The 18,600-nt window shown below is 41.5% G+C and carries 11 protein-coding genes and 1 pseudogene; 2 read left to right on the forward strand and 10 right to left on the reverse strand.

Going from position 1 to position 18,600, the window contains the following annotated elements; genetic code table 11:
- The first annotated feature begins 76 nt into the window (after window positions 1-76).
- Entirely contained in the window at window positions 77-364 is a 288-nt protein-coding gene (locus tag RM347_RS25905; RefSeq protein WP_322717358.1) for a four helix bundle protein, read from the forward strand.
- 150 nt (window positions 365-514) lie between these two features.
- A complete protein-coding gene (locus RM347_RS25910; RefSeq protein ID WP_322717357.1) occupies window positions 515-910 on the forward strand; it encodes a hypothetical protein in 396 nt (131 codons plus the stop codon).
- 105 nt (window positions 911-1,015) lie between these two features.
- Here RM347_RS25910 and RM347_RS25915 read toward each other — a convergent pair.
- The 10 genes and pseudogenes from RM347_RS25915 to RM347_RS25960 form a co-directional block, all read right to left on the reverse strand.
- Window positions 1,016-1,195: pseudogene (locus RM347_RS25915) on the reverse strand (AIPR family protein); the annotation flags it as partial.
- Window positions 1,196-1,227: 32 nt separating this feature from the next.
- On the reverse strand, window positions 1,228-2,571 hold the full coding sequence (locus RM347_RS25920; protein WP_322717356.1) for a hypothetical protein: 1,344 nt from the start codon (window positions 2,569-2,571) through the stop codon (window positions 1,228-1,230).
- 163 nt (window positions 2,572-2,734) lie between these two features.
- Complete coding sequence (locus RM347_RS25925) at window positions 2,735-2,968, reverse strand: hypothetical protein (RefSeq protein WP_322717355.1); 234 nt, start codon at window positions 2,966-2,968, stop codon at window positions 2,735-2,737.
- 188 nt (window positions 2,969-3,156) lie between these two features.
- Complete coding sequence (locus RM347_RS25930) at window positions 3,157-4,578, reverse strand: DUF4231 domain-containing protein (protein ID WP_322717354.1); 1,422 nt, start codon at window positions 4,576-4,578, stop codon at window positions 3,157-3,159.
- Between the two features lie 310 nt (window positions 4,579-4,888).
- Window positions 4,889-5,626: a hypothetical protein gene (locus RM347_RS25935; RefSeq protein ID WP_322717353.1), complete on the reverse strand. Its 738-nt coding sequence runs from the start codon at window positions 5,624-5,626 to the stop codon at window positions 4,889-4,891.
- Window positions 5,627-5,638: 12 nt separating this feature from the next.
- The gene (locus RM347_RS25940) at window positions 5,639-6,403 is read right to left on the reverse strand and encodes a DUF928 domain-containing protein (protein WP_322717352.1); all 765 of its coding nucleotides are present in this window, start codon (window positions 6,401-6,403) and stop codon (window positions 5,639-5,641) included.
- A gap of 35 nt (window positions 6,404-6,438) precedes the next feature.
- Window positions 6,439-9,588 (reverse strand): TIR domain-containing protein, encoded by a 3,150-nt coding sequence (locus tag RM347_RS25945; RefSeq protein WP_322717351.1) that lies wholly within the window; start codon window positions 9,586-9,588, stop codon window positions 6,439-6,441.
- A 531-nt stretch (window positions 9,589-10,119) separates the two neighbouring features.
- Window positions 10,120-12,936: a CHAT domain-containing protein gene (locus RM347_RS25950; RefSeq protein WP_322717350.1), complete on the reverse strand. Its 2,817-nt coding sequence runs from the start codon at window positions 12,934-12,936 to the stop codon at window positions 10,120-10,122.
- Window positions 12,888-14,738, reverse strand: coding sequence for a ShlB/FhaC/HecB family hemolysin secretion/activation protein (locus tag RM347_RS25955; protein WP_322717349.1), 1,851 nt, complete (start codon window positions 14,736-14,738; stop codon window positions 12,888-12,890). The genes RM347_RS25950 and RM347_RS25955 overlap by 49 nt, the downstream gene beginning before the upstream one ends.
- The gene (locus tag RM347_RS25960) at window positions 14,735-17,977 is read right to left on the reverse strand and encodes a filamentous hemagglutinin N-terminal domain-containing protein (protein ID WP_322717348.1); all 3,243 of its coding nucleotides are present in this window, start codon (window positions 17,975-17,977) and stop codon (window positions 14,735-14,737) included. The genes RM347_RS25955 and RM347_RS25960 overlap by 4 nt, the downstream gene beginning before the upstream one ends.
- Window positions 17,978-18,600 lie beyond the last annotated feature (623 nt).

An 18,600-nucleotide genomic window follows, 5' to 3' on the forward strand; every position in this document is an offset into this window, starting at 1 on the left:
TCCATTTATGAGCTAGAACTTAAGCCCTGTAAGACATAATTCTCACTTACTAGGTCAAAATGAGCGAACGTCCAGTGTGGAGGAAAGGTATTCGCTTACCGATCAAATTCGTCGCTCATCCCGTTCCGTATGTGCGAATTTAGCCGAGGCATGGAGGAAGCGTCGATATGAGGCAGCTTTCGTCGCTAAATTGAATGATTGTGAATCAGAAGCAGCCGAAACTCAAACCTGGATAGAGTTTAGTGTTAAATGTGGTTACTTGGATGTTGAGATTGGTCGAGAACTCTACGGAACCTATAACCAGATTTTGAGTGGATTAGTCAATATGATTAATCATTCAGAATCTTGGTTGATGAAGCACTAAGAGACTTGCAAGTAAATAACTATTTCATCGCTTTTGAAGCTGGGGGAGAAAGAGCATTTCCTTCCACTACTCCCCCTACTCCCGCTACTTCCCCCACTTCCCCTACTCTTCTCACTTCTCACTTCTCCACAACAAAAGCGCGAGGGACTGGTGGAATATCCGCAGATAAATATAAAACTTCTGTCAGAAGAAGACCGGGAGTTGGTGAAGCAGGCCAAGCAGCGTGCTGAGGATTTGCGCTTAACTTTTAAAGAGTTTGTGCTGGATTGTATTAGAAACGCACTTGTAGAAGAGAGTCCCGATAGTGCAGATAGTGCAACTGCTGCCGAAATTGAAGCTTTGAAAGCTCAAATCGCCACCCTGTCAGAGAAAGTGAGTATTCCCTCTGCGACCAAAACGGAAGTGCATACCCTCCAGGAAAGGGTAAATCAATTGCGGGTGGGGATTTCAAATGAAATTAAGAAAGATAGGGAGCAACTTGCTTCTATGCTTGAAAGCATCGGGTGTCCCCGCAGCAGAACACTTGGTGTAGTTCACCTGACTTGAAATCTGCTGTAATTATTTAGTGGAGATTTTAGCCTTGTGTGAGCGTTAATTCTTCACGCTTGGCGGAATTGACAATTTTCACCAAATGCTGATTGAGATAACTTTGGTTTGGTTTTGGTAATAGGCTATTCTAAATTTTCTATTTTCTTTCTGTTCTAACTGGGCTAAATACTGCTTGATGAATTTGTAATCACCCCTGGCGTTGACTTTGGAGCGAGAATCTACTGGCGTTGTAGTATTTGAGGCGAGGGCTATATCTTTAGCCTCCTCTTCCTGGAGTCCGATTGGGTTAAGCGGTTTGCAATTGCTTGCGTAATTCATGCAGGGAACTGTGCTAGGAGGTCTTTGCCGTCAATAATGGTACTAGTGAAGGTGAAACTACGGTTAGCTTGGTAGCGTGGGTCTGACTTAACGATAGCCATGAACTCGCGATGTCCCTGTTTTGTCCTACCTACTTGACAGCCAGCGCTCCATCTTCCTACGTCGGACTTAGGATTATCACCTCCCCAATGTTGGTTAATGCCAAAATGACCTGAGTCAATGGAGTCACCTGCATCGCGCGTGCCTGACCGATTTGCATCACGATGGACAGTGACCGAACCACCAGTTTGCACAAGAGCTTCATGGGGAGAAGCCTGTCCGTGGGTTCCTACCTGCCATGCGGTGTATTGCCCGAAGGCGATAATCGCCGCACCTTTGGAGTTCAAAGGATTATACGTATAGTACTTACCTGGGTTTGTTGTAGCTTCCCAACAGCCAATCATTTTAGGCTTGCCGTCTTTAAACTCAATTACGATGCGGAGGTCGTTCCAGACATTGAGGGCGTTGTCATTGAGCGTTCCGTCGGGATTCATGCCTTCGATGTAGATAATATTCTTGTATCCAGGTTCTTTGTAAATTTTGTAGCCCTTCTTCTGGCAATAGGCAACGATTTTCTCTTCTAGAGTTTTAGGCTTAGTCGGGACTGTTGCGATTTTGCTGCCGTCAATCTGGATATGCCCACCATAGATAAACCAAATGTGCCGATTCAGGACTGGAACCTTGAGCATAACTCGGAGATGGTGAGCATCTGCGATCGCCACCTCGGTAATTTCCAACTCTTTCCCTGCTTTGACACTAGTTTTTTCCGATGCTTCGAGCTTGTTGGAGGGCAATGAGCAGCTTTTAAACACCGAGTCAGAAGTCACTTTGAGATTAAACCGCCCCTGCTCAGTCTGGTCATCTTTGAGTCCTATTGCTTGCAGAAAGTACAAAATTGCCGCACAACCAGCAGCCGAATCAATAGTCTTGGTGTGATTAGTCCCAGCCCAAACAAACGGCGTAATTCCCTGGCTATCCTTGCCCTGGAAGTCGTTGCACGCATCGAAGGCCAATAAGCGAGCTGAGAGCTTTGCTGGTATCTGTTCGCCCTTAATTTTACTCAGCTTGTGCGTTATTTGCTCGAAGAATTGCGTAGAACCCTCAAAATCCCCCTTAGCGTGTAAGATTCCTGCCCAATACCAAGGTAAGTTGGGATAGTACCACTCGATTTTCTCGTAAAAGCCGCGATCGTAATACAGCTTCTCAGCAATTTTTTCTAACTCTGGCAAGAGATTTGATTGCACCTTGCAGCCAAGCCATAGTTCTGTATATTTTTCTTCAATAGATACAATATTAGCCATTTGTTTGATATTTACTTGTAACTGTTCATAGATAAGCAAGGAACGGCAAAATTTTGTTATAGTAAAAAACGCTTGGAGCTTTACTTGTCAATAACCGTCAAAAGCTTGAATACGCAACAGTTCCATCCGCTTTTAGAAAGTCCAGCCATGAGTTGTTTGAAGTCTAGCTTGGTGTGTTCAAGCTCCAGTTTGGATTTGTTAAATGTTGATTGCTCATGTCTTCATGCTGGGTTTCTTGATATCTATTGTCTTGATTTTTAACCTCTTCTATGTGTTGGCAGAGGCTAGAGATGATTATAGGGTCGCGGATGATTTCAGTCAGGATGCGGGCTTCATTAAAGTCTCTGGCATCGCTTCTTAAGTCACGCAACACTAGATCGATTAGCTCAGGACTCATTTCTATTTCCAAAGAAATGCTAATCGCAACATCTTGCCCCATTTTGTCTACGTTGATCGAATACTTTTTGCTGTTACAAATCATAATTGTGTTTTGCGGTGAGTGCCTTCAAATTCTATCTACTGAAGCAGATTAATTGTGATTCTCTACTGCTGCTTACGCTAACTTAATTCCTCAAACTTTAAATGCTAAACTTTTAGGGGTAAGGGTTTCAGGAATAGTTCAGCTTCAGCTTCCCTTCGTCTCCTAAGTCCTTGCTCAACATTTGATCCAGGATTGCGATACTTGATGAAAGTTTCGCGGATATTAGCCCAATCCTTATTCTTTAAGACTCTAGTCATTGACTCGAAATTAGAGGCGCCGTAAAATTTACTCCCCAAGTTGTAGCCAAAGCTGAGTAAGGCACCTTGTTGGTGAGGGTTGAGTTCGCCCCAGCAAGGTATTTTCATTAAATCGGGTAAGTAGCTTGTTTCCAACTGATAAATCAACAGATCATCCGCTTGTTGTTGGGAAATACTCTCTCCCATATACCACGGACTACCGTCACGTTTCCTGGTCGTACCCCAGCCAATTGTGATTGGTAGCCCTCCACTTAAAGGATCTTTGTATGCATTAAGATAGCAACCTTCAAACTTTTTAATTAGCTCAACTCCACACATAGGTAGACTTGTGGAGACTTGTTTAGCTTCGGTGATCTGGTTTGCTGCTGTAGCGTTCCTGCTTATAGGATTGCTCTTAATCTTAGCCAGAATCTCGTTAGCACTGAGATACTGTACTGAATCAGCGTTTAGGCTGGTACTGTCACGGTCTTCTTCATCCTCTTGCAATAAATTACCAACAGCACTTAAGTCAGGTTGCTTATCTGAGTCCACTTGGGCTGCCAGAAGTGCTGGTTTTCCGTCATCGCTCTCTTGTGGAGCAGAGCGCTCTTGTTCCAACTGCTGCTTTTCGGCTTGAACGCGCTGCTTCTCGGTTTCTAGTTCCTTAAGTTGGGCTTCATACTGTGCCCGTAACTGCAACTGCTCGTTAAGCTTTTCTAGGGCAAGTTCAGCATTCTTTGTGACTGTTTCTTGTGCCTGCTTATTGCCTGTCTCTTGTCGTTCTGTTAACTGGGAAATAAAGCCCTGTAAGTCTTGCTGAATATACTGTTCGACGCGTTCAGCAAAAATGGTGTAGGCATCAGAGTGGGCATTAAATTGACGATAGGGGCCAGCCATTTGGAAAAACTGCCACCCCTCAATTTTCAAGCCTTCGGCAGTATTACGATAGCTGCGGTACTTTTCACCATGACCAAAAAACTCTTCAACCGCAGCAGAAACGGCTACTACCTGACTTAAACCGAAAGCCGACCAGCCAACAATTTCCTGCCACTTCTGGTTCCCCTTCTGAAAACCAATTAGTGCTGGGACAATTACCCCGCCAATGATGGTAATCATTCTGAGGTTGTGATGAGCATTGCGTTCTTTAGTGGCTTTTCCCTCCAGCCACATAACTTGGTCGAGCCAGCGATTTTTCAGAAAGTCTTTTCGCAAGTCTGACAGGTCAAGTTGGTCAATTAGTCCAGAGAATATCTGTCTAAGGTATTGACTATAGTCTTGTTTCTTAGCCATAGGTTTAAATTTCTCAAAAGTTTCTAGTACAGTTCGGCGGAAATAAACAGACCATTAAATAGCCAAAACTTTACCCTTATAAATCCACTTAAAAGGTTTAGCCATTGTTTGATTAAAGTAGTCGACAAACTTGAGGATTCGATTTTTCAAATCATCTATACTTTCAATAATTCATGATTTCGTCCGCTAGTTCTCTTGGTTTCCAATGACCAGGGCTAACTCATAGTTTTTGAGTTGTCGTTTGGGAAGACAATAACTCTACTACAACAGCCCTACCTCTTGGTACTCTTTTTTTGGCAGAGGTATTTTGTTAAGTAGAAAGTAAATGTGTAATTGTATGAGTTAACTTTTCCCAATTCGCTTCTAAATCAATGGTTTGCAACTTACCAGAAGCAGCTAATTTTTCAGCACGTTCATCTGTAGCTTCTCCATTTAATGCACAGACAAGTTTATCGGCTGTTCTACCACTACCTGCTATTACCATCACCAAGCGTCCGGCGATGACGCTGTTAGCAGCGTCAAGAAAGGTAATTTCTCCACCATTTATCAGCATTGTTACCGAAGGTGCGCCACCAGCTAGCATGGTTGCTACTTGTACAATCCAAGCAGATTCATCACCCCAATTATTGCCAGGGACTAGGATAAAATGAGTATGATGCGGTTCTAAAAGTGCAGCATCATCACTAGATTCAGTCTGATTGGGTAGAATGACTTTTTCTGTAGGCACTACCCCAATCAACGGAAATTGAGCATTGATTTGATGACGAGCGTTACCTATCAATTGCATGACTCCCGCATCTGTACCACCATCGACAATATATGCTCCTAAACGTTGCGCTATTGGGGCTAATACTTCGACAAACAAGCTTTGGATACGCACAAAGTCCGCTTCGCTCATCTGACTTGCACCACCAACGATGACTAAAATTGGATGGGAACCAACCAGCCCCATTTGCTCAAGCGCATCAGGCAATTCTCCGGACTCGGATATTGTAGCAGCTGTTGCTGTGTGCCCTTCATTGAAACTCAAGCTGAAAAATTTTTCCATTGATTTTACTTACTACTTTTGTATTTTGAGTTCAGAAACAGGTGAATTAACAAATTCTTCAAGTTGAAAAAATGATAGTAAATTAGCCCAGTCCTGCTGATTAGCAACCCGGTTCTGAGCAAGTTGGCTAACAGTTTCATACCAAATGTTGTTTTCTGCATAAGAAATGTACTGGTGTTGATATGCTGTTTGCTTAATTTGTGCTACTAGCTTAGGACTCTCTCCCACTCGTTGAATCCAACCATTCACGCTAATATTTGTGTTAGATCCCTGAGTATTGACACAAGCAATTTTGAAGTACCAATGATATTTTTTTCCAATCAATAATGGTTTTTCGGTAGAGGGAAGACTAATGCTGACAATGCCTTTTTTTTCTGATAAAGAGAACAGCAGGGGCTTTGTCAAAACAGACTTTTTCTGTTCATCTAATAATCTAAATTTAGCTGGAGGTGACTGGGAATTTCCTCCAAAGGGTAAATAAAACCAGAACTGGGGATAATCCTGAGTAGTCAAGCCTCCATTGTTATTAGAAACTAAGGCAATGAGGTTGTTGCCATTTATTTGAGAGCATTGCGATCGCGTTGCTCCTCCTCGCGATCGCCCAGACGCATTTCCCTCGGCTCTAGAACCATTAAACATCTGGCCAATACGCTCAAACAAATTCTGTGCTTGGGCTTTGCGAACAAAAATAGGAGACAAAAAATTAAAATAAAAAACAGTTGTCAGAGTGCAGATCAAAATAGTTGACCGCCGAATCGATAATTGTGGACGAAGCATTTTGCAATTTCCTCTTAGTCTGCTGATTTGTTGACTTAACTTTTACGGAGTCTATTAGTTAAGTATAATACTGCTAATCCAGTGAATACTAATGTCAAAAATGCTGGAATAAAAGGTATCCAGCCGCTTTGACTCACCAAAATTACGGAGCATATAATGTATAAACTTCCAGTAGAAAGTCCTACAGCTATACCTATATAAAGATTGCGGTTAAATCGCCAACAGACAACAGCACCTACCAAAGCCCAACTAAACATCCACACTGTTTCATAACCAAAAGGCCACCACCAGATGAGGGAGCGATTATCTAAGGTCGCACTCAAGATTTGGCTGATGGTTTGCCCATGCAATGTTACTCCGGCAACGTCACCATAGGGTGTACTCCAGTAATCAGCTTGTCTGTTTTGCCTGTCAGTAAAGCCAATCAGTACAATCCGATTTCTAATTTGTTCAGCAGAAACTTTATTGTCCAAAACTGCCAAAATATTGACTCTAGGCGCAAATTCATTGGGGTCGCCTCCAAAAGTACGATATTTGAGCATCGTTTGATAACCTTGAAGCTGATTATCCATGTTTTGATAGCCACCTCCCAGTCCTAGTAGTTGGGGAATCACGGTTTTACCAAACTGCATAGGCTGATCATATTGTTTGCTCTGGAGATTTAGAGGAGAGGTGAAAGACTGACCTTGGGCTTCTAGATAACGACGAGCAATTACTAGACTCAAAGCTTCCGGTGTATTGCAATATTTAGGGTCTGGCTTTTGCATCAAGTATTGTCGGCGCACAAAACGACCACCTTTAGCATCATCATCAACTAAGTCACTAAAGCCTGCTTGCTCTAAAGGGACTTCTGGTGCGTGTTTAAAGCCTAGAATTTTTTCACCCCGCCTATTTTCATAACTGTTTTTACAGACCGAAATGAAGTTTTTTGTTTGCTGTAAACGTTGTTTTAGGCTACCTTCAGCCGGAAAATCACGGATAAAATCCAGCCCAATCATACTAGGTTGATATTGGGAAAGATTTTTGAGTAAATCGTCTAGAGCCGCATCAGGAATAGAACCTTTACCACCCGGATATCTCCTGCTTTCATTCAGCTTCTCAAGACTTTCGGGATCGACATCGACCATTAAAAATCTTTCGTCTTTTGGTTCATCAGGACGTAAGGACATTATCTGGTCATAAGCTGCTAGTTCTAAAGGCTGGGTGAATCCGAGAAATCTAGCAATGAATATTACCGTTGTCACAACTAAGCTAGTCAGCAGCACAGTGCGGAGCTTGATTTTCCGATAGGGGAGAGCGCGACTAGCTGCAAGATATTCTAGTTGGAGATTGGTGGGGGCTGGTTGTTTGTCAACAGACTGCTTCAACCATTCCTCAGAAGCAACTAAATCTTTACCCCGCAACAAGAAACTATCATCACGTTTGCGATCGTCCCACTCCTTCGCTTTTAAAAAAATACGCGTGTGCGATCGCACGTAATCTGGATCTGCATCTAGTGTTCTAGTTAATTCCCCAAATTTGGTTAGAAAATCTGCTCCATGCTTGCAAAAATCAATCCATTGTACTTTTGCTAACCCTGGGTGAATATCTGCAATGTTAATTTCCCGATACAAAACGGTAACGATTCGCTTATGCAAATTCATCGCGTACTCTACCTCAGCCTTGCAGTAGGGTGAACTGATAGAGTTGGGTGAAATAATAAATAAGAAGTTGTTGGCGCTTTCTATCCCTCGGTAAATTTCTTGCTCAAAGTCACTACCAGAGGCGATACTTTCCTGATCGAACCAAGTAGTCTTGTTTTGAATTTGCAATGTATCGTTAAGCTTGCGTGCAAAGTCAGAATCAGCACGAGAGTAAGAAATAAATACGTCCAGCGCCGCCTCTGGGGGCTGCTTGAGGCTTTCAGTGATGAACTCTACTTGCAAAGGTATGGGCAGATGTTGCGTTTTTTGTTTAGCTACCTTTAACCAAGCTTCAGCATTACGGAGATTGTGACCCCGCAACAAAATACTAGAATTGCGTTTTTGCCGTTCCCACTTGAGAGCTTTGACTAATAAAATTTTATGCTGTTCGTAATAAGCTGTATCTTGAAACAGTATATTAATTAGCTGGTCAATATTGGCAGAGTCTTTTCCCTGCGGTTGTTGCTCTGTAAAGTCAATGAAGTGCAAGGTACGTAATTCGACAGGAATTAGCTCTAGGTCTACTTGTTCAATCAACAAAGGAATGACCCGCTTTTTCAGAGAGAAAGCATGAGACAGTTCCATTTGACAGTATTCTGATTGCAAAGAGGCCGCAGACATCAGAAAAACCAGATTGTCTGCTTCCTCAATGCCTCGATAAATTGACAGGGCAAAATCTGACCCAGACTGAATATCTGTTTTGTTTGTCCAAACCGTGAAGCTTTCTCGCATCAAGATTTTGGCAATTTTCTCCATAAATGACCTCTCTTTTTCTGAGTAGGAGAGGAACACCTGAGTCATCAGGTTGTTAGCATTTTTGATACTCTGACAAATCAAAGCACAGTGTAAATCCGTTGGTTCACAGGGCGGTTGCTCGTGTTTAAACCGAATTTTCAGCCAGTTTTCAGCCTGTATCCGTTCTTCACCAACTAACAGGTATTCTGACTTTTGTTGTTTTTGTTCCCACTCTATGGCTCTGGCTAAAAAGTAGGTATGTTGACGCACATACTCTCGATGACGGGAAAATAGCTCTAGGAGTCCGGCAAAGGATTTCTCAAAGTCATCTATACCTTCACGGAAGTATACCCAGTTAATCTTGCCAATAGCTGGGTGCATATTGGGAAAACTGGAATGCGATCCCTTGGCTTTATATTCTTCCCAGTGACTCGCTTCACCTCTAGGATTGCGTTGTTGCCAAATTTCTTGAGTAATTTGCTCTACATGGAGTAGGGGAATAATGCGTTTATTCCGGCGGAGTGCTAAGTCTATTTCTTTACCACAATAAATGGAATTGATTGAGTGAGGCGCAATAATAAAGAGAAAATTGTCTGATTTATCAATCCCATCATCTATTTGATTTTGGAAATCAACACCCAAAGGAATATCATTTTGGTCAAACCAAATTTTCAAGTCTGCTTCTACAAGTCGCTGATGCAGCTTAGTTGCAAAATCTTTGCTATCTGCTCTTCCATAAGAAATAAATGCATCTTTAAAGCTATTCATATTAAGTATTAATGCTCGTTTTTAGAAATTGTTTGACATTACTGTACTCATCTGCTTTTACCTTGTCGGATTTGGGTCATTTACAATAGACCTGCCTTGAAAATAGGGACTGGGGACTGGGGACTGGGGACTAGGAAAAAAATATTTTCATTCCTTCATTGTGAATTGTGTTCATGGAGTCTCTTGCAAAAGTCCTTATTTTCCCCTTATTCTTTGCGCCTTTGCGTGAGACAAAAAATTATTTATGCAAGAGACTCCATGAGCGGCGCTCACAAGGAACAATGAAAATATCTTGGTTTTCCCAGTCCCCAGTCCCTATTTTCAAGGCAGGTCTAATTTAAAGACGATGTAAAACAAGAATTACTGAATTTTTAGATTTAGGAGCTTTTTGACCAAAACTAGGGTTGCAGGTTTAGGGGTGTGGGGTTGCGTGTCAAGAAGAAAAAACTTGGTATTTGTGTACACCGCGCCCTGGAACTGATAGGGTACAAGCCCCCACTGCCAAAATTCCCTACACCCTTCTTGTTGACATCAAAGCCAACTACCAACTAAGACATAAGGGGCCCAATAACGAGGGTGGTCATATTTGGGGTTTTTCAGTAGAGCTTGTTGTGCGAGACGAAGTGCTTCGGCTCTGCTGATGTTGGGTTGCCCTAGATGTGTATAAAATTCTTTAATGAATGGAACGCTGGCTTCATCGTCTAGATCCCACAAACTGGCGATCGCACTACTAGCCCCAGCTTGAACTGTAGTTCCAGCAATACCCATCACTTCTTGGTCGTTACCTGTAGCTGTCTGGCAAGCACTAAGAACCAGTAACTCAATTCGGCGGCGATGCCTGCGGCGAGCGAAGCTATCGTGCTTTTGCCCTTGGTTAAGAAACAATCGATCGAATTCATCTATCTTCAACTTTCCATCTGCTGTCACCACAAAAGTATTTTCTCGATTTGCACTAAATAGACCGTGGGTTGCTAAATGTACTACGTCAAAATTAGTAGAATTTAGTTTTTTGTTAAAGTTTTTTGTAGTAAATTCTTGATCGGCGATCCAGTTAACGGCTAATCCCGTCTTTTTAATCTCCTTGATTTCTTGCTCAACATTTTCTAATCGAGAAAAACCAGAAAGTTCTTTGTTACTTGGTGGTTGAGTTAAACTGGCAGCCAAAATTTTGATTTTCGCTCTATCTAAGGCAATGGGTTCGCGTACTTGTAACCCTAAAGCTAAGGAGACAGCATATTTTTCTACTAGATACTGTTGTCCATTATAGAGACTAGCCATCGGAATTTTTCTTAAAACCCCATCCAAAACAAAAATCAAATTTTTAATTTTGCTATCCTTTAACTCTTTTTCTATTGGTTGAATCAGCCAGTTATAAACTTTTTGACCATCCTGTTGTACTTCTTCATAACTACCATCTTCTTGCAGATTTTCATATAGTCGGCTGACAACTTCCTCAATTTTCTGTTGAGGCGGGGTAGCATAATGGCTAAGTTCTTGATTAGGCCGCTTGAGAATAACTTCTAAACGATCATCCAAAATAATTGCATAAATAACAGCAGATGTTTGGTCTTGGGAGTCAATCACCTTATCGAGTGCTAATTTCGTATCTTCACAAGCTTGCCGCAAATAGTTTTGTAATTTCGCCACTTGCAGCGCTTCAATTACATTACGAGCCTGTGTTAAATTTTCTTGACTTGGTGCTGATGATTGAAGTAACAAATCTACTAAACGGCGATATACAGGTTCTACCGTTTCCCGAAAAGAAAACTGCACATTTTTATTCGTAGCAATCAAATCGCTACGGATATTTTGTAAAGTATTAAATGCTTGTTGATAGGCAGCGATGACTTCTGTCCGATCGCACTGCGGTTTACCTTGGCAAAGAATACGTCCCAGTTGCCACTGCCAACGATAGGCGATATCTGACGCTTGAATTGACTGTGACAAATTCAGCGCCTGTGTGGTCAAATCCTGGGCTATAGACCATTGTTGAGATAATTCATATAGGTGTCCAAGATTACCTAATACAAAAGACTCTGAGCGTACATCTTGCAATTGTTGCGCCTGCTGACGTGCCACAGCCAGGATTTTAGCAATTGTTTCTGGGTTGGGTTCAGGGAATTTCTGCCTCATTTCTAAAAGGCGTTGAGCCAAATTTACCTGAGCGTAAATCGCCGAACGACCAAGCGGCAGGTTAGCAATTTGACTTTGAATTTCGGGATATAATGCTTGAGCGGCTGGCCATTGTTCCAACTCAATCAACAGGCGTAAACAGTTAAGTTGAGATGGGATTTTGCTAGTTGCAGTAGTTGATGAAACAACTGCTTTTTCGTAATAAGCCAGAGCAGTATGTTTTTGTTCTATACTGCTACCAGGAATATAAGCAAGATTACCCAAACTCAGGTAAGCTGTAGCAATATTTTCTGCTGATTGTAGTTTTTGGGCAATCTCCAGACTTTGTTGTAAATGTTTTTTTGCCCGATCGATATCGCCAGCCAACGCCAGCGCCTCACCCAAGTTGCGAAAACTAGCCGCCTTAGCCAGAGAGTCTGGTTGTTTTTGCAGATCCGTTGTCAAACTCTGGAGTAGAGAAATCTCTCGCCGATAGAGTCCTAAAGTCTGCAATGCTTGTGCTTGGTTAATTTGAGTGAGGATAGCTCTATTGCTATCTTTTAATTTTTGGTAGAGCGATACGGCTGTTTCCCAAGATGACAAAGCGGCTTGAGCTTTACCCTGTGCTAGTTCCAGATTACCTTTGATATCCCAAACTTGCGCCCAAACTGGTGGTGAATTGGCAGTATTTTGTAAGATAGCGATCGCTTCTTCAATTACCCCACTTGCTTCATCAATGCGCCCTAATTGGTGCAAGTTGAGAGCTAAATTACTCAGAATCACCGCCTTTTCTACTTGATTCCCACTTGCTTGATAGGCTTGCTGTAATAGCTTGACTGCTTCTGCAAATCGTCCTGACATATAGAGATTTTTAGCTACTTCCTCTTGAGAGGAAGAAGCAACCATAGATGCAGTCAACCCAAGACTTACCACATCACGAGCCACCACAGGCGAACCAAATATACATAGTAAAGTTGTCAGACAAGCCAAAAGTCCATACCAGAATTTTTGGCGTTGTTTCTCAGAAAAATTTTTCACTCTCATACCATTTCTTTGTGAGGCTGCACCAAATTCTCTTGACTTCCTTCCTTCCTTCTTTCTTTGTGCCCTTTGCGTCCTTTGCGGTTCGTTCCTCATATAGTTTGGCGCATCTTTATACAGAATTGGTATTAGCATCAATCCCCGATTTAAAAAGGTGTATAGATAACAGAGAAATACAAACCGTTTTCTTGCCATGTTTTATCACCCTGAGAATTAACTGATATTAGCGGGATACCCCAATCAAAACGTGCAGTAAAATTATTACCCTGTCGCCACAGCAAGCCTATTCCAGTACCGATTAAAGTGTTATTACGGGGATTTGAGCCGCCATTATTCCAGCCAGTACCTATATCTGCAAAAGGCGTGAGTTGCAATACTCCTTGAGGAACTTGCAGAATCGGTAAGCGAATTTCTGCGGTTGCTTGCACACCATTATCTGTTAAGAGTTGATCCTGACGGTATCCGCGCACAGTTGTTTGTCCACCGATACCAAATTGTTCCAGTCCTAACAGTTTTCTATCTGCTAATTGCATATCAGCTTGCAGCAGCACTAAGGTATCAGGCGCTAGTTGGCGCAGCCATTGTGCTTGTCCACGCCAACTAAAAAAACGGCTATCGGGTTCATCCTGATTGATTGTGGCTCCTAAAATACCCAAGCCTAAACTAAATTGCGATCGCGCTGCTATTACTTGTTGGCTACTACGTTGAGTCCATTCTTGAAAAAATCGGATAGCAGAAACCCTCGTCCTTCCTTGGTCATCAGCACCAACCGCTAGCGGAAATGCCCCGATGTCGTTATAACCTAGAAATGTTTGACTTGCTTGGTGACTGGCGGTAATTCCTAAAGTAAACTCTTGGCTGGGAGTTTGTAACAGGGGTTGACGGAAGGTTAATTCGTAGTAACTAGACTGAGAATTAATATCCAAGGAGTTAAAAGGACGTTCTATAACATTACTATCAGTATTGCCATAGGTAAAAATCAGCTTACCGTTGCGTGGGTTGACTGGTAGGCTATAGCTAACATCAAAGCCATTACTACCATCTGTATTGGTGTAACCGACACTTAAACCATCTCCTAGCCCTAACAAATTGGCTTCCGTAAGATTGATGCGCCTGCGAAAACTTCCCACACTCGGACTGCGTTGGTTATCTAGCACTAACTGAGTACTAAAAGAATTGGCCTCAGTCACTTTAACTTCTAAAATATTCGTACTCGGACGTATGCCGGCTTGTAAGTCAGTAGATATACTTTTAATTAAAGGATCGAGTTGTAATAGTTGCAATCCTGCGAGTAGGCGATCGCGGGATAATGGTTTACCAGCAGCAATAGCTAGGCGATCGCGGATATAGCTGGGGTTGAGGCGGCGCGTACCTGTAACATTTATCTTTTCTATACTTCCTTCTACCGCCTGCATTACCACTACCCCTGCTTTCACAGTTTGGGGAGGAATAATTACTCCAGAGGTAATATAGCCTCTATCTATATATAATTTCGTCAGTTCTAAACGTAGCTTGAGTAAATCATTAAAAGTAATTGGGTGTTTGAGGTAAGGAGCCGTCAACTTCGCCAGTTCTTGGGTGCTAAAAACTGTATTCCCCACAAACTCAAACCTTTCTACAACCAACGTTTGTGCTAATGTCTGCGGATTAACATCTGGTTGAGTTGGTGACTGGGGTGCAGTGGGTAATAGTTGTTCTGGAGGCGGTAGTTCTGGTAGAGGTTGTGGCTGTGGTAGTGGTTGTATGGAAGGCGGTTTTACCTCAATGGGAGCCTCTTGAGCCGCTAACCGTTGTGGATAAATGCTGATATTTAACCCTGTGCATAGAAGGAATACATAGCCCCAATTTGTCAAAAGAATCCGACTGATAGATTTTGTTTTCTTAGAGATGATGGATGCATTGCCAGTCTGGGCCAGGTTTTGTGGTTGGTTTGTGACCCGATCTGAATAGTATTGATATAGATATGGCGATCGCCTACCCAGCCAGTCGTTCATCATCGAACATTCCCTTGAGTAACATTACAGGCTTGAGTAGATAACCCCGACTGCAACAAAGTAGCTGTTGTTGATTGAGCAGTCAAAACAATATCTCCATTTGCACTGCGTATCATACCTACTGCTTCTACTAAGGGAGCGGAAGTATTTGATGATAATTGCCTTAAATTACTCTCAGTCATATTTACAGAATTCTTATTATTATTAACCGTATTATTTACTACCCATTCTGGTGAAACTACCCCAGGCTTGAGAGTATCATCAGGACTGGGTGGTAATCCGCCACGTCCAGTAATCACAAACTCACTTTGTCCTTTAGCAACGTTACTGTTGCGATCGCAACCTTGGGCAATTAATCTAGACGGGTCTACTAGATTTGTCGGCAATGCGACAAGTCCCTGACTGGGGTCAATACTGAGAGTATTAAGCGATACTTCTCCATTTTCACCTACATCGGAACTGGCACTAATGTCGCTGATGCCATTGTTGTCAAGATTCGTCAGTTCTGCTGAACTCAACTTTCCCCGGTTTTGAAATCCTAGAATGCGGTTAGCATTAATCTCAATCCTGCCACCCTTACCGCCAAAGGCATTAGCAATAATATCACTATCTTCTGATGGCACTGCTACAACAAATCCATCCTTGGCATTAATCGTGATGCTACCACCATTACCACCGAATCCTTCTTTGCCGGCTGTAGTGGAAATTTTGCTTTGGCGACGGAGTAGCAAATTATTTGTTGTGATGTGGATATCGCCACCATCTCCTTTACCTGGACTTTGAGCTTCTATGTTTCCTTTATCAACAGTCAAAAAATTAGTTGTAATATTAATATTTCCAGCTTTGCCTGTTGCGATGCCGCTAAGACTACTGGAAATTTTACTATTTTCTAACAAAACGTAATCTGAAGCCTTAATATTCACATCGCCTGCATTTCCTGTACCAAGTGTGGAAGTAACTAAATTAGACCCATTCTTGATAATTAGTGAGCGTGCTAAGATATTAATTTTACCTCCATTACCATTTTGGTCTGAAGAAAAGACATCACTTAATATTTGTGAATGGTCTAAACTTACCAAGCCTTGCGATTCAATATTTACAGTGCCACCATTTGCCTTACTATTGTCATTAGTTTCACTAGTACCTTTACCACTGTATACGTTACTATTTTTAATCCAAACATTTTCAAAACCGTAAATATTTATATTTCCTGTATTACCACCAGGTGAATAATTATCTACACTCAGCCAAGAATTATCAATAGTAACGCTTTTAGGCGGATTTGCTTTATCATCACTGCCAAGAGATATCGTTCCATTATTTCCCTCGCTGGATATTTTGCTGCCATTGAGAATAGATACTTGATTTTTAGCATTAATTACGATATTTCCTGCATAGCCAGAACTATTATTAGTGGTATCTACTTTAGAATTATTTAAATAGACTGAACCTCCATTAGAGGTAATTTTGATAGTACTAAAATTTTTATCATTTAAAGCATAATTACCATCATAATCATTATTATTCTGATAGCTAGAAGCTTCTATATTAGAAATATAAATATCACTATCAGCTTCAATAGTGACATCTCCACCAATACCTTGACCATCAGAATCATCATTACTTTTAGAGGTTATACTCCCACCTTTAGTATTAACTTCGCTATGTCTACTCAAAAGGCTAATATTGCCTCCATTTCCTTTACCCCATGTTGTGCTAGATAATAATTGCCCATCATTTGTAAGGCTTTCATTAGCAATAAGTGTAATATCACCACCATTATTATTGCCATTAGTAGTATCAATTTTGCCATTATTTGTAATATTATCACGCGAATCAACAGTGACATCACCATAAGTAGAGATTATTCCTGTTGTTATATTACCAGGCAATTTATTGGGATTGTATTGATTAGTTACAAGTATCTGTCCACTGTTAGATTGAGAGCCTGAAAAATTATAAATAGTACCTTCAATGTTAATATTTGCATTTGTTGGTTCGTTGCTCGTATTAGGATTTTGTACATTGAATCCAATGAGCGGATTGGGTGTAAATTGCGGAGTCCCAATATAATTAGAATCTACCCCTGCTCTAATGTCTAGAGTTGGTGTTTGACTACCATCAATATCTATCTTTGTTGTTCCATCCGATAGCGTGACGGTTTCTTGAAGAGAATTGCTTGTGCTGTCTGCCTTAGTAATGTAAACGTCACCGTCAATATTGACGCTCCCACCCGCCAGAATGTGCAAAGATGCACCTTCGTAGCTATCAAAACTCACATCCCCACTAGCGCGAATTACCAGATCGTCAGGACTAAACAGATTACCTAAATCGCCGTTTAACTTTTCTATCCTAAAATTACCCCCAGCCCAGTAATGTGCATCGCCGCCAATGGTATTTTCAGACTGCAACACCATATCGCCACCAGAGTAAAAGCCACTATCTGGGTGATTTAAGGCAGAAATATCTACTTTCTGATTACCTTGCGCCAGCAAATTCCCACTCGCAGCCGCAATGAAAGGATTAGTTGCGCTATCTCTAATTTTTAAAGTTTCCTGCGCTTGTAATGTTAAATTACCACCAGCTTGGAGTTGTCCTTGTAAATCCAAATTTCCTGCATTCAGCGTCAAATCTTTTCCTGTTACCAAATTCCCTTCATTAGTAATACTTGCAGTTGGCTGTGAACCAAACTGCACACCCACAGGTACACTCATTGTTAACAGTGGCGGCGCTTGCGGATTAGTAGCACTAAATTCACTACCATCAGGAAACTGAAAACTGTTACCTGTGGTAGCCAGGAATGAACCTTGAATATCTAGCTGGGCATTTGGTCCAAAAATAATACCCTTGGGATTGAGTAAAAATAAATTAGCTGCACCATTTACGCCCAGAGTTCCCAAAATATTAGAAGGGTTATTGCCAGTAACTCGGCTCAAAATATTAGCAATACCTGTAGGGTTAGCAAAATATACCCTCTGCCCATTGTTGACATTAAATTCTGCAAAACTATGAAAAAGGTTGGTTCCGCTTTGAACACCACCTTCAATTAAGTCAGCCCCATTTCCTTTAATGTTGACACCACTCATCACGCGGGAGTTTTGATTTCCCAATGTGGTATCAGGTATAATTTGTGCGAGGCAAGCATTGCTGGTCAATATCGATACTATAGCGATCGGGATTATAGTTCCCAATGCTCGGAACAATCCAGGCTTGCTGTAAGCAAACTTCCTGCTGTTATTCACGTCTGCTTTTTCCTCTATTTTTGTTTAAGTCCCATTAGACATTTGGTTGATAAGATTTGGTATGAGCCAGCGATTGCTCATCAGGTGTATAATTTTTGATAGTATAAAGCTTTGATTGAAGAGCGAGACATTCAGTCATACTCTTATGTTTATTAACCTTGTGTCTCTACATCTTTAAGACGATTCCAGAGAGCAATTTCTGAATCTTTTGAGTTAGAAGTTTTTTTTCCTAACTCGATGCACGCCATGAAACAAGCCTCAAGAACAAGAACTCTTTTGCAGCCTAACAATACAGTTAATAAAGCGATCGCCTGTTTTTACTGATTTATCTTGTTTCATTGTTTGCCTAATTTGTCAATACCTAAATGCCAAAAATGTCCGAGAAAATTACTTGGATTTCAGTATATATACTGTAGGAACTGGCAAGTTGCTTCATTTAAACTAATTTTGTGAAAAATAGTGGTGTTGACAAGAATTTGAAAATAAGTTGTTACGCGTCACAGACTGTATATTTACTCGTGTTTACGCAGCATGTCCGTCAGGAAAAGGTTGTCATTCGTTATTAGTCATTTGTATTTTCAAGAACAAATGACCAATGACAAAGTACAGTCTTAACGTCAAAA

Origin of the sequence: Nostoc sp. ChiQUE02 (genome assembly GCF_034531305.2) — a bacterium.
Taxonomy (GTDB): domain Bacteria; phylum Cyanobacteriota; class Cyanobacteriia; order Cyanobacteriales; family Nostocaceae; genus Nostoc.